The 12,869-nt window shown below is 75.7% G+C and carries 13 protein-coding genes; 2 read left to right on the top strand and 11 right to left on the bottom strand.

All coding sequences use genetic code 11. The features are described 5' to 3' along the window. The 8 genes from SM452_RS07000 to SM452_RS06965 all read right to left on the bottom strand — a co-directional run bounded on the left by SM452_RS07000 (position 1) and on the right by SM452_RS06965 (position 6,376). Positions 1–957, bottom strand: a complete 957-nt coding sequence (locus tag SM452_RS07000; protein ID WP_355511926.1) for a hypothetical protein — start codon at positions 955–957, stop codon at positions 1–3. A gap of 102 nt (positions 958–1,059) precedes the next feature. Continuing rightward, on the bottom strand, positions 1,060–1,857 hold the full coding sequence (locus SM452_RS06995) for an isocitrate lyase/PEP mutase family protein (RefSeq protein WP_463839533.1): 798 nt from the start codon (positions 1,855–1,857) through the stop codon (positions 1,060–1,062). Then, the gene (locus SM452_RS06990; protein ID WP_355511929.1) at positions 1,854–2,855 is read right to left on the bottom strand and encodes a cytochrome P450; all 1,002 of its coding nucleotides are present in this window, start codon (positions 2,853–2,855) and stop codon (positions 1,854–1,856) included. The genes SM452_RS06995 and SM452_RS06990 overlap by 4 nt, the downstream gene beginning before the upstream one ends. 105 nt (positions 2,856–2,960) lie before the next feature. After that, positions 2,961–3,704, bottom strand: a complete 744-nt coding sequence (locus SM452_RS06985) for an ArsR/SmtB family transcription factor (protein ID WP_355511930.1) — start codon at positions 3,702–3,704, stop codon at positions 2,961–2,963. Positions 3,705–3,761: 57 nt separating this feature from the next. Then, positions 3,762–3,965 carry a hypothetical protein gene (locus tag SM452_RS06980; RefSeq protein WP_463839532.1) on the bottom strand — a complete coding sequence of 68 codons (204 nt, stop codon included), beginning with the start codon at positions 3,963–3,965 and terminating at the stop codon, positions 3,762–3,764. Positions 3,966–4,050: 85 nt separating this feature from the next. Next, a complete protein-coding gene (locus SM452_RS06975; RefSeq protein ID WP_463839531.1) occupies positions 4,051–4,584 on the bottom strand; it encodes a 2'-5' RNA ligase family protein in 534 nt (177 codons plus the stop codon). Positions 4,585–4,628: 44 nt separating this feature from the next. Continuing rightward, positions 4,629–5,234: a response regulator transcription factor gene (locus SM452_RS06970; protein WP_013286580.1), complete on the bottom strand. Its 606-nt coding sequence runs from the start codon at positions 5,232–5,234 to the stop codon at positions 4,629–4,631. After that, positions 5,231–6,376, bottom strand: coding sequence for a sensor histidine kinase (locus SM452_RS06965; protein ID WP_355511936.1), 1,146 nt, complete (start codon positions 6,374–6,376; stop codon positions 5,231–5,233). Before SM452_RS06965 ends, SM452_RS06970 begins: the two co-directional genes overlap by 4 nt. Positions 6,377–6,508: 132 nt before the next feature. Between SM452_RS06965 and SM452_RS06960 the strand changes: the two genes are divergently transcribed. Both SM452_RS06960 and SM452_RS06955 read left to right on the top strand, forming a co-directional pair. Then, a complete protein-coding gene (locus tag SM452_RS06960) occupies positions 6,509–7,336 on the top strand; it encodes a hypothetical protein (protein WP_355511938.1) in 828 nt (275 codons plus the stop codon). 118 nt (positions 7,337–7,454) lie between these two features. Then, the gene (locus SM452_RS06955) at positions 7,455–9,215 is read left to right on the top strand and encodes a DEAD/DEAH box helicase (protein ID WP_355511940.1); all 1,761 of its coding nucleotides are present in this window, start codon (positions 7,455–7,457) and stop codon (positions 9,213–9,215) included. 55 nt (positions 9,216–9,270) lie between these two features. Here SM452_RS06955 and SM452_RS06950 read toward each other — a convergent pair whose 3' ends face one another. The 3 genes from SM452_RS06950 to lon all read right to left on the bottom strand — a co-directional run bounded on the left by SM452_RS06950 (position 9,271) and on the right by lon (position 12,754). After that, complete coding sequence (locus tag SM452_RS06950; RefSeq protein WP_463839530.1) at positions 9,271–9,735, bottom strand: SgcJ/EcaC family oxidoreductase; 465 nt, start codon at positions 9,733–9,735, stop codon at positions 9,271–9,273. A gap of 32 nt (positions 9,736–9,767) precedes the next feature. Further along, positions 9,768–10,193, bottom strand: coding sequence for a MarR family winged helix-turn-helix transcriptional regulator (locus SM452_RS06945; RefSeq protein ID WP_228531456.1), 426 nt, complete (start codon positions 10,191–10,193; stop codon positions 9,768–9,770). Between the two features lie 239 nt (positions 10,194–10,432). Further along, positions 10,433–12,754, bottom strand: a complete 2,322-nt coding sequence (gene lon, locus SM452_RS06940) for an endopeptidase La (RefSeq protein ID WP_463839529.1) — start codon at positions 12,752–12,754, stop codon at positions 10,433–10,435. Positions 12,755–12,869: the final 115 nt, after the last annotated feature.

Raw genomic sequence — 12,869 nt, 5'->3', positions numbered from 1 at the left:
TCACACCCCCATCTCGGCCTCGTACGCCCGCCGGTACCGGCGGCGGGCGTCCGGGGCGAGGCACACGTGCCAGGCCTGTCCCTCGTCGACCACGTTCACCTCACCGGCGTCCTGGCGGGCCAGCAGCAGTCCGGCGAGCGCCGGGCGGGCGCCGAAGCGGTCGTACCACTCCAGTTCGACGTCGGCGGCCCAGCCGAGGCAGTGCCCGCTGGGCACCATCGCCGCGTACCCGAGGCGGCGCAGCCGGTGCTGGTGCTCGGCACTGCGGGCCAGGCTGGTCACCCAGAGCGGTGGCGTGCCGTCCGGCGCGATCGCGGTGAACTCGCGGGCCAGGTCGTTGAGGAACGCGATCATCTCGCGGCGGGCCCGGCGGAACAGCAGGCCGGCGGTACGCGGGGTGGCGTCCGGGCGCAGCCGCCGCCGGACCGCCCGCAGCCCGCGTCCCACCACTGTGGCGGGCTGTTCCTGGTAGCGGAACTCGACCAGGCCGCGGCGGCGCAGCCATTCCAGGTCGACCAGTTCGGTGCTGGTGCGGACCTGGTCGTCGGTGAGGAACGTCGGGCTGTCCCGCCACCAGAGCACGTCGACGCGGGAGAGCAGGTAGATGCGGACCAGCGCGGTGAGGTCCTGCGCCGAGCTGCGCGCGCTGGGCTGGTAGCGGGCCATCTCCAGCAGCAGCGTCTCCCGGGCGCCGATCAGCCCCTGCGGGGTGGCGTCGAGGACGGCGGCGATGGCCGGTTCACGCAGCCGCTGGTCGAGCAGCACCTGGCGGGCGGTGGTGGACGGCGCGTCGGCGAGCGCGCCCACCTCGACCAGGAGTTCCGCCACCGCCGCCCGGTACGCGGACAGGTCCGGCTCGGCGCCGGCGCGGCGACCGCCGGGCACCCGCCGGGCGGGAGCGGTGGACGTGACGGCGGGACCGGGCTGGCGACCTGGGCTGCGGCTGGGCACTCGCATGGTCTCCGTCCCCTCTCGGTCAGGACACGGCGTGATTGGGCCTGCACACACCGTAAAGACCGGAGAAGGCGCGATTCCTCCCATCTCCCCCGAAGTGCCCGATCAGGTGGCGGACGGCTGCACCAGCGCCTGCACCTCCTCGTACCCGGGCGGCGGCGGCAGGCCCGCGTCGCGCCCGGCGCAGATCGCGTCGGTCAGGTGCAGCGCCGCGCCGAGGGCGGCCCGGAACAGCAGCGAGCCGGTGCTGACCCGGGCCACGCCGAGCCGTCCGAGGGCGGCGAGGTCCGGGCCGCCCGGCCGGTAGAGCACGTTCAGCGGCAACCCCGCCTCGGCGGCGAGCAGGCCGACCAGGTCGTCCGGTGCGCCCGGCACGAACAGGCAGTCGGCCCCGGCGGCCCGGAACGCCGCCGCCCGCCGCCGTGCCTCGTCCAGCGGCGCCGGCACGCCCAGCCACCAGGCGTCGGTGCGGGCGTTGACGACCATCCGCGGCACTGCCGCGCGGACCGCCGCGATCACGGCGGCGACGTGCTCGGCCGGGGCCAGTCGCCCGTCCGGGCGCCCGTCCTCCAGGTTCACGCCGACCACGCCGAGCGCGGCCAGCTCGCCCACGAACCCGGCGACCTCCGCCGGGTCGTCGTGGAAGCCGTCCTCGATGTCCATCGTGAGCAGCGTCGGCAGGTCCCGCAGCCGGTACGCCAGATCCAGCGTCTCCGCGCGGGTCGCCCGGACCGCGTCCGGCCGCCCGGCGGCCGCCGCCACGCCCAGGCTGGTGGTGCCGATCGCCTGATGGCCCCGGGCGGCGAGGGCCGCGGCGGAGGCGTGGTCCCAGGCGTTGGGCAGGAGCAGCGGGTCGCCGGACCGGTGCAGCTCCCGGAATGCGCGGTACCTGTCGGTCGTCATCGGATCACCTCGAGTCGGGTCGTGGGGACGTCAGGGGTCGGGCGGGCGGGACGGCAGCGGCGGCGCAGCACGCCGACCACGCCGGCGGCCAGGGCGAGCGCGTGCCGCCGCCCGGGGCAGCCGCGGGGGCCGGCGCCGAACGTCAGCGCGGCGTTCGCCCGGCCGGCGAGGAAGCGGTCCGGCTCCGGGAAGACCGCCGGGTCGCGGTTGGCGGCGTCGAACCGCAGCAGCAGCCGCTCCCCGGCGCGCACCGGCCGGCCGCCCAGGCTCAGCGGGTCGGCGGCGACCCGGCGGGTGACCCGGACCGGCGGGTCGAGGCGCAGCACCTCGGCGAGCAGCGCGTCGGTCCCGAGCCCGTCCGGCGCGTCGAGCCCGTGCCGGACGGCGGCCACGATCAGCCCGGCGGTGGCGTCGGCGGCCTGCACCAGCAGCCCGAGCCGGTTCGCTGTCACCTCGGCCGGAGCGGGCGGCGACATGGCCAGCAGCGCCGCCACCGCCCGGTCCGCCCGCCGCACCGCCACCGGGCCGGCACCCGGGTGGTAGGCGGCGGCCACCGCCGTCACCTCCGCGACGGCCGCCGCCGGGTCGGCCAGGCCGAGCCGCTCCGCCAGCACCACAAGGGGTACGCGCCGAGCCAGGTCACCGGTCACGTCCACCCGGTCGCCGCCGTTGTCCGCGGTCGCGGCGCGGTCGAGGATCCGCCCGGTCAGCCGTGCCGCGGCCACGCGCAGTTCCCGTGGGTCGAGCGTGTCGAGCGCCGCCACCCCGACGGCGCGCCGCGCGGCATGCCGGTCCGGCGGACTGAACCGGCTCACCGAGGCGCGCAGCCATGCCAGGCCACCCTCCGGCGCCTCCTCGGCGGGCGGCACCACGCAGCGGGGATCGGTCAGGACGGAGACGACGTCCGCGTACCGGGTGACCACCCAGCCGCCGTCGTCCGAGGTCGGCTGCCCGCAGGGCGGTGTGCCCGGAGCAGCCGTGATCGTCGGTGAATCCATCGCCCGACCGTAGGGCGCCGACAGTTCGGTCCGGACCGAACGATCCGGCCGGGCACACCCGGCGGTCAGGCGCGGGCGGGACCGGCGGCGCGGAACACGGGCGGGTCAGGCGCGCGCCGGACCGGTGTCGCGGGCGGCGGGCGGGGCCAGCAGCGCCGGGTCGAGCCCGAGCGTCGCGGCCAGCGCGTCCCGTCCCGCCGGGGTGACCCGTACCGCCCGGCCGGTGCCACGCGCGGTCCAGCCGAGGTCGAGGAAGCGCCCGCACAGCGCCGCCCCGACCGCGCCGGCCAGGTGCGGGCGCCGTTCGGTCCAGTCCAGGCAGTCGCGGACGAGCGGTCGCCGGGTGGCGCGCAACGGCTCGACCGGTACACCGAGACCGGCCAGCCAGGTCACGCCGTTGCCGGTCAGCGCCAGGCCGCCGGTGCGATCGAGCACGCCACGGTCGAGCAGGGCGTCGTGCAGCAGCACGCCGAGCCGCCCGGCCAGGTGGTCGTAGCAGGTGCGCGCGTACGCCAGGGCGGCGCCGGCCGAGGCGGCGCGCAACGTGCCGGGCGGGGTAACCGGTGCGGGCGCCCGCGCGGCCAGGTCCTCGACGAGCTGGGCGACGCCCGGGTCGGCGAGGCGGACGTACCGGTGGCGGCCCTGCCGCTGCTCGACCAGCAGGCCGCCGGCGACCAGCCGGGTGAGGTGGTCGCTCGCGGTGGACGCGGCGACCCCGGCGGCGCGGGCCAGCTCCCCGGCGGTCCAGGCGCGGCCGTCGAGCAGGGCCAGGCAGAAGCCGGCCCGGGTGGGGTCGGCGAGCAGCGCGGCGAACCCGGCGAGTCCGCGGCCGTCGGCACCGGTGGTCATCGGCCCATGCTGACACGGGCACGGTTCGGGCCGCGCCGAACGGTCCGGGGGTTGGGGTCAGATCGCGGTTCCGGGTGGGGACTTCAGGAGGGATGCCGCGAAAGCGGCGACGACGTCGATGTCGCTGACGCCCAGTCCCGCGATCTCTGGCCGGTGGAGCCCTACCAGGCTGCCGGTGTTGCGGTAGAAGGCGATGCCCTGCACCAACGCCGACGTGTTGTTGCCCACACCGACGACCGCCAATCGAACACTGTCGATCATGGGGCGAAGAGTACCCGGATCTGCCCACGCCGGGGGTCCCGGTCAACGTAACCGACGCCCACCAGCGCCGGGTATGACCTCTCGGTCAGCCGCCGGAACGCGGGCAGGCGGTGGTCAGCTCGCTGACCGTGCGGGTGTCGCCGTCGTAGCTGCGCGCCGCCACGAACGCCCCGGCCGGCGGGTGCGCCCCGGCGACCGCCCGGGCGCGGCGCCGGTCCGCCGCGCCGAACCGCAGCGCCAGGCTCAGGTGCGGCACCCACCGGCCGGGCTGGTGCCACGAGTGCCCGCCGGACGCCTCGGCCAGCACGTCCCAGACCGCGCCGTGCAGCGCGACGAGCTGCGGTGCCGGGCGGACCAGCCACACCAGTGGCGCGCTGCCGTCGAGCACCGTCATCCGGCCCAGCCGCACCGGCAGCGGGAGCGCCGCGTCGCAGAGGTCGGCCAGGCGCTGCTCGGCGCCGGGCGGGAACTCCTCCACCGAGGCGAGCGTGAGGTGCGGCCGGTTCGTCGGGTGCGTGTTGCGGGCCAGGCTGGGCAGCCCCGCGGCGGCGAGCCTTTCCCAGGCAGCGCGAACCGCCGCTTCCAGTTCGGGTGAGCAGAGCAGTTCGACCGTCCGCACGTGATCAGGCTAGTCGCCGGCGACCGCCCGCGACGCCCCGTACGTCAGAGCCAGCCGGCCTCGCGCGCCCGCCGGACCGCCTCCGCCCGGTCGGCGGCGCCGAGCTTCTGCACGCAGGCGCTGAGGTGGTTGCGGACCGTTCCGGCGGCCAGGTGGGTGCGCCGGGCGATCACCGCGACCGGCGTACCCAGCTCGGCCAGCCGCAGCGTCTCCAGCTCACGCGGCGTGAGCGGGCACTCGGGCAGGGTGAGCGCGTCGGCCGCGAGCGCGGGATCGACGTAACGCGCCCCGGAGTGCACCCGGCGGATCACGTCGGCCAGCGCGCCGCCGGGGGCGCCCTTGGCGAGGAACCCGCGCACCCCGGCGGTGAGCGCCGGGCGGAGCTGGGCGGGACGGCCGTGTCCGGTGAGGATCACCGGCGCGCAGCCGGGCAGCGCCCGGGTCAGCTCGGCGGCGACCTCGACGCCGCCGGGCGGCGGCATCTCCAGGTCGAGCACGGCGACGTCGGGGCGGTGGGCCAGCGCCGCGTCCAGGGCGCTGCGCCCGTCGCGGGCGTGCGCGACCACCTCGATGTCCGGTTCCAGGTCGAGCAGCGCGGCCAGGGCGAGCCGGATCAGCTCCTCGTCGTCGGCCAGCAGCACCCGGATCACGGCGTCACCGGCACTGTCGCCACCAGGCTGAACACGCCGTCGGCGGCCTCGGCCCGGACCCGTCCGCCGGCCGGGGCGAGCCGGTCGGCCAGGCCGCGCAGGCCGCCGCTGAGCCGGTCCGGTCCGGCGTCGTCGCGGACGCCGTCGTTGCGTACGGTCAGCGTCACCACGCCGTCCTCCCGGGTGATCTCGATCCGGCACCAGCCGGCCCGGCTGTGCCGCAGCACGTTGGTTCCGGCCTCGCGCAGCACGGCGGCCAGGTCGGCGGCGACCGGCGCGGGCACCTCACCGGCGGGCGGGACCACTGTCGTGCGGACCCCGCTGGAGCGCAGCACCTCCCCCACCGCGGCGGCCTGCTCGGCCAGGTCGACCGCGCGGTAGCCGTGCACCGCCGCCCGGACCCGGGTCAGCGCCGAGCCGGCCAGCCGCCGCGCCTCGGCCGCCTCCCGCGCGGCCCGGCCGGCGTCGCGCGGCGCCAGCCGCTCCGCCAGCTCGGCCTTGAGCGCGATCACCGTCAGGTCGTGGCCGAGCAGATCGTGGACGTCGCGGGCGAAGCGCAGCCGTTCCTCGGCGGCGGCGAGCCGCGCCTGGGCGGCCTGCCCCTGCCGGGCCTCGACGAGCAGGTCCCAGAACCAGACCTGGACCCAGGTGAGCGCGGCGATCCCGGCGCCCACCACGCCGGTTACCAGCAGCGCCGTGGGCACCGGCCCGCCCGTCGCCCCGGTAACGGCGGCGGACACCGCGAGGACGCCGGCCGCCGCCACCGACGCGACGACGGGCCGGAACAGCAGCGGCGTCATGCCGACCAGGGACGCGCCGAGCCAGGCCCAGGTGGGCCAGGTTCCGGCCGCGACCGGGCCGAGCAGCGGCAGGCTGAGCAACGCCGCCACTGTGAGCGCGGCGTGCCGGCGGCGACGGGCCGGTACGGGCAGCCACGGCGTGACGGCGGCGTGCAGCACCGCGATCTGGGCGACGGTGAACGCGAGCAGCCCGGCGGCGCCGAGCGCGACGCGTACCGGGTCGGGTTCGCGGGCCAGGCCGACGGCGGGCAGCAGCACCGTGGTCCAGACGTTCGTGGCCAGCGACAGCAGGGTGACCCGCCGGGCCCGGCGCAGCCGGTGGTCCGCCGGATCGACGCTCATGCCCGCTGATCCTAGGGCGTGCACCGGTCCGCCCACCCCTGAGAAACGTCACGGCCGGACCGTGCGATCCGCACGGTTTCCCGATGACTGACGCGCCTTCTCCGGTGCGCCGGGCGGCGGCAGGGTCGGGGCATGACGGAGATGACTGTGGTCGTACCCCGGCGGTGGGCCGGGTGGGCGCGGACCCGGCACCTGGCCGGGATGGTGGTGGCGATGGTGGCCGGGATGGTGCTGCTCGGGCCGCTGTGGAAGGTGGGCGGGCGCCTGCTCGGCGGCGCGGCGGTGCTGGCGCGGCCGGACGTGGGCGCGCTGGTGATGGCGACGAACATGGCGGCGGGCATGGCCGCGTGGATGTGGTACCGGGGGGACGGCCGGGCCGCCACCGCGGAGATGTCAGCGGCCATGTACGTGCCGTTCCTGCTGCTGCTCCCGCCCTGGTGGGCCGGGTGGGTCGGGGGCGACGCGCTGCTGCTCGGCGGTCACCTGCTGATGGTGCCGGCGATGCTGCTGGTGGCGCTGCGGCACCGGCACACGCCCACGGCGCCGCCGCGCCGGCATCCGGTCGCGGCGGCCGTGGCGCGCGGATGGCCGGCCGGGCTGGGACTGCTCATGACGGTGGACATGTGGTTCGCGCCCACCGTCTTCGCGCCGTGGACGCTGCTGGTCCTGCCCGCCGGCTACCTGCTGATCGGCACCTGGCGGCGGCAGTGGGGCGACCGGCGCGCGCTGGCGGCGCAGCTCGCCGGGGCGGCCGTGTGGGGCGGCCTGGCGGTCGTGGCGATGATCGCGTCCGCCGACGTCGCCGGGGTGCTCGTCGGGGTGGGCTGGCTCGTCCACGCGGCCTGGGACGCCTGGTACCACCGCACCGGCGCGGTGGTGCCGCGCGGGTACGCGCTGTGGTGCGCGGTGTTCGACGTCGGGGTGGGCCTGACCACGCTGCTGGCCGTCCTGTCCCGGTGATCCGGCGGGGGCACGGGGCCGCGCCGGATCACCCGGAGGGGACGGCGCCGGGGTGGCGCGGCGAACGTTTGCCCCGGTCGCCGCGACCCCCGCGCGGCGGTGATGAAAAACTTGTCGCATGACCGCCGCACCGAGCCCGACCGACCCCGCCGTTCCCGACGACGCCGAGGACGCCTTCGCCTTCGCCGATCTCGGGCTGCGCACCGAGTTGCTGGGCGCGCTGTCCGCGCTCGGGTACGAGGAACCGACGCCGATCCAGCGGGAGGCCATCCCCCCGTTGCTGGCCGGGCAGGACCTGCTGGGTCAGGCGGCGACCGGTACGGGCAAGACCGCCGCGTTCGCGCTGCCGCTGCTGCAGCGGATGCCGGTCGGCCGGGCCGAGGGCGACCCGGTGTCGCTGGTGCTGGTGCCGACGCGGGAACTGGCCGTGCAGGTCTCCGAGGCGTTCCACCGCTACGGCAAGGATCTGGGCGCCCGGGTGCTGCCGATCTACGGCGGGCAGCCGATCGGCCGGCAGCTGCGCGCGCTCGACCACGGGGTGGACGTGGTGGTGGCGACGCCGGGCCGGGCCCTGGACCACATCGCCCGGGGCACGCTGCGGCTCGGTGCGCTGAGCACGGTGGTGCTGGACGAGGCGGACGAGATGCTCGACATGGGCTTCGCCGAGGACATCGAGGCGATCCTGGAGCACGCCCCGGCGGGCCGGCAGACGGTGCTGTTCTCCGCCACCATGCCGGCCCGTATCGACGGGCTGGCCCGGCAGCACCTGACCGACCCGGTCCGCATCCGGATCGAGCGGGAGCGGCCGGTCGCCGGGGAGGCACCCCGGGTGCGGCAGAGCGCGTACATCGTGGCCCGGGCGCACAAGCCGGCCGCGCTGGGCCGGGTGCTGGACGTGGAGTCGCCCACCGCGGCGATCGTGTTCTGCCGCAGCCGCGAGGAGGTGGACCGGCTCACCGAGACGATGAACGGCCGGGGCTACCGGGCCGAGGCGCTGCACGGCGGGATGAGCCAGGAGCAGCGGGACCGGGTGATGGGCCGGCTGCGCGCCGGCACGGCGGACCTGCTGGTCGCCACCGACGTGGCCGCCCGAGGGCTGGACGTCGAGCAGCTCACCCACGTGGTCAACTACGACGTGCCGTCGGCCCCGGAGTCGTACGTGCACCGGATCGGCCGGGTGGGCCGGGCCGGGCGGGAGGGTGTGGCGATCACGCTCGCCGAGCCGCGTGAGCACCGGATGCTCAAGACCATCGAGCGGGTCACCGGGCAGCGGATCGCCATCGACAAGATCCCCACTGTCGCGGACATGCGGACCCGGCGGCTGGAGCTGACCCAGGGCGCGCTGCGGGAGAGCCTGCTGGAGGACGACCTCGACCCGTACCGGGCGATCGTGGAGTCGCTCACCGACGAGTTCGACCTGGTCGAGGTGGCGCTGGCGGCGGTGAAGCTGGCGCACGAGGCGACGTCGCCGGGCTCGGACGACGAGGAGGAGATCCCGCAGGTTCCGGTCCGGGGCCCGCGCGAGGGCCGGCCGGAGACCGGCGGGCGGGGCGAGCGCCGAGGGCCGGGGCGTCCGCGTACCGGCGGGACCACCCAGGTCTTCATCGGGCTGGGCCGCCGGGCCGGGGTGCGGCCGCAGGACCTGGTCGGCGCGATCACCGGGGAGACCCGGATCAACGGCCGGGACATCGGCTCGATCGAGATCGCCGACCGGTTCTCCCTGGTCGAGGTGCCGCAGGCGGTGGCCGACGAGATCATCGCGGGGCTGCGCGGCACCACCATCAAGGGCCGCAAGGCGACGGTACGCCGGGACCGGGACGGCGGCGAGTCCGACGGCCGGGAGCGTCCCTTCGACGCCTCCCGCCGCGGCCGCCGCTGAGGTGTCCACCGCAGCCGGTGACCGGCACCGCCGGAGAAGCCGCCGTCGGTGACGGTCACCGGCCGTTCCCACCCGCCATGCGGTTCGTCAGCCGCCCGACGACGGTACGCGACCACGGGCGGTACCTGGTGTTCTGGAACGCGGTCACGAGCCAGTCGTCCCCCTGGTGGACGAGGACGAACGTGACCGCCGAGAGCCGCTTCGCCGACGGCTCGGTACGGCCGCGCTGCCAGCGCATGATGATCCCGCCCAGCGCCCACACCACGGCGACGTCGGTGGCGACGTGCCGGATGCGCGGCTCTCGGACGGTCATGCGCGAGCCGCGCATGACGCCCCCGAACAGCGCCCGGTGACCGTCGGCGATCGCGCGCCGACCCGCCATCCGGGTGCCGTCGTAGGCCGTGTAGTCCGCGTCCTCGCTGAAGAGGGCCGCGTACCGGTCCGGGTCGCCCTCACCCCAGGCGTCGGCGACCCGGGCCAGGGCGTGGCGGACGCCGACTTCCGTAGATTGATTCAGCATGCTAAACATTTTAGCATGCTGAAATGTTTTTGTCAGGCCCTGTCAGTCGAGGAGTCGGAGACACGGGAGGTCTGCTCCTGGAGGATGACCACCACGTTGCGGACGAAGTGCTCGACGGTGGCGAGCTGCGCCTCCGTGTACCCGCGGGTCAGCTCCCTGATCGCCGCACCCAGGGGCGCGAAGACCGGGCCCATCTCGGCGTCGAGCCGCTCCACGTCGGCGACGACGAACGTCTTGCGCCGGTCCGTCGCGTCCGGGCTGCGCCGTGCGTACCCGGCGCGGGAAAGCCGGTCCACCAGCCCGGTGACCGCACCCGGCGTGAGCCCGAGCTGACGGGCGAGATCACCGGAGGTGAGCGGGCCACGCCGGGCCAGCAGATCGAGCGCCTTGTTCTCCGTGGCCGTCAGGCCACGCCGGGCGGCCACCGCCTCGTGGAACATCACCACGGCGGTGCTCAACTCCCGGCCCAGAAGATCGCCGAGGTCCGGAGTTCCGCTTCCCGGCGGATCCCCGTCAGTTGCTCTGCGCGCCACCTGACCAGCCCTCTCCGTGCGGCGTCCGTCGGTCCTGGCCGCACGCCGGCCAGTATGCCGGGCCGGGAACGGCTGTCGACGCTCCGGCCGGCCGGGGTGCCGGACGGACCATCCGGTCGCGCCGTGGAGCGGGGGTCCGGCCGTCACCGGACCCCCGCCCCCGCTCAGGCCGCGGCGAGCGTTCCCGCCTCGATCTCGGCCGGGCGCAGCGCCAGCGCGAGCACGTCCGCCACGTCGGACAGGGTGTGCACGGTCAGCGCCTCCCGCACCTCGGCCGGCAGGTCGTCCAGGTCCGGCTCGTTGCGCTTCGGGATGATCACCTCGGTGAGACCGGCCCGGTGGGCGGCGAGCAGCTTCTGCTTCACCCCGCCGATCGGCAGCACCCGGCCGGAGAGCGTCACCTCGCCGGTCATCCCGAACTCGGGCCGCACCGGCCGCCCGGTCACCAGTGAGGCCAGCGCGGTCACCATGGTGATGCCGGCGCTCGGGCCGTCCTTCGGCACCGCGCCCGCCGGGACGTGCAGGTGGATCCGCCGTCCGGCCAGCGCGTTCGGGTCCAGGCCGTAGCGCCGTCCGTTGGACCGCAGGTACGACCACGCGATGTGCGCGGACTCCTTCATCACGTCGCCGAGCTGGCCGGTCAGCGTCAGTCCCGGCTCACCCTCCATCGTGGTGGCCTCGATGAACAGCACGTCGCCACCGGCGCCGGTGACAGCCAGGCCGGTCGCCACGCCGGGCACGGCGGTGCGTTCGGCCGACTCCGGGGTGAACTTCGGCCGGCCCAGGTATCGGGCCAGGTTGCCGGCGTCCACGTGCACCGGCGCGGGGTCCGTGGCGAGCGCGACGGCCACCTTGCGCAGGATCTTCGCCAGGGCTCGTTCGAGCTGCCGGACGCCGGCCTCCCGGGTGTACTCGCCCGCGATCAGCGCCAGCGCCTCGTCGGCGACGCTCACCTCCTCGCCGGTCAGCCCGGCCCGCTCCCGCTGCCGGGGCAGCAGGTGGTCCCGGGCGATGGCGACCTTCTCGTCCTCGGTGTAGCCGTCCAGCGCGACCAGCTCCATCCGGTCCAGCAGCGGGCCCGGGATCGCCTCGACCACGTTGGCGGTGGCGAGGAACAGCACGTCGGACAGGTCGAGGTCGACCTCCAGGTAGTGGTCGCGGAACGTGTGGTTCTGCGCCGGGTCGAGCACCTCGAGCAGGGCCGCCGCCGGGTCGCCGGAGTAGCCGGCGGCCAGCTTGTCGACCTCGTCGAGCAGCACGACCGGGTTCATCGAGCCGGCCTCGCGCAGCGCCCGCACGATCCGGCCGGGCAGCGCGCCGACGTAGGTGCGCCGGTGGCCGCGGATCTCCGCCTCGTCCCGGACACCGCCGAGGGAGACGCGGACGAAGTTGCGGCCCAGCGCCCGGGCGACCGACTCGCCGAGGCTGGTCTTGCCGACACCGGGCGGGCCGGCCAGGGCCAGCACCGCGCCGGAGCCGCGTCCGCCGACGACGCCGAGGTTGCGCTCCGCGCGCCGGTTGCGCACCGCGAGGTACTCCAGGATGCGGTCCTTCACGTCGGCCAGGCCGGCGTGGTCGGCGTCGAGCACGTTCCGGGCCGCGGCCAGGTCGGTGTTGTCCTGGGTACGCGTGCTCCACGGCATCTCCAGCACGGTGTCCAGCCAGGTACGGATCCAGCCCGCCTCGGGCGAGGCGTCACTGGCCCGCTCCAGCTTGCCGACCTCACGAAGCGCCGCCTCGCGGACCTTGTCCGGCAGGTCGACGGACTCCACCCGGGAGCGGTAGTCGGCGGAGCCGTCCGGCTCGTCCTCGCCGAGTTCCTTGCGGATCGCGGCGAGCTGCTGGCGGAGCAGGAACTCCCGCTGGGACTTCTCCAGCCCCTCGCGGACGTCGCTGTTGATCTGCTCGGTGACCTCCTGCTCGGCCAGGTGTTCCTTCACCCAGCCGACGAGCAGTTCCAGCCGGGCGGTGACGTCCGGCGCGACGAGCAGTTCGGTCTTCTGGGTCAGGCTGAGCCAGGGCGCGTAGCCGGCCGAGTCGGCCAGCTCGGACAGGTCGGTCATCCGCTCCATCGCGTCGATCACCTGCCAGGCGCCGCGCTGTTGCAGCACCGAGCTCATGAGCGCGCGGTACTCGCGGGCGAGTTCCCGGGCGCGGCCCGCCGGTGCGGGTTCGTCGAGTGTGGTCGCCTCGACCCAGAGCGCGGCGCCGGGACCGGGCACGCCGGAGCCGATGCGGGCGCGGGTGAGACCGCGGACGACCGCCGCCGGTTCGCCGCTGGGCAGCCGGCCCACCTTCTCGATCGTGGCGACCACGCCGACGGAGCCGTACTCGCCGTCGATACGGGGTACGGCAAGGAGTTCCTTGTCGCCGGTGGCGCGGGCCGCGTCGACGGCGGCCTGGGTGGTCGGGTCGAGGGTCACCGGGATGACCATCCCGGGCAGCAGGACGGCGTCGGTCAGTGGGAGTACCGGAAGAGTTGCCATCGAACACCTGCCATCACGTTGGTTGAGCGTGTCTGGCTCAAGTAACAAAACGTGCCCCTTGTTCCGGGTTGTGACCCACGCCACGCCGAGCGCCCCGTTCCGGCGCTCCGCGCCC

The sequence above is a fragment of the Micromonospora sp. SYSU B005 genome (assembly GCF_055362685.1).
The sequence above is the reverse complement of the archived record's forward strand: the minus strand, read 5'-3'. Positions and strand labels throughout refer to the sequence as shown.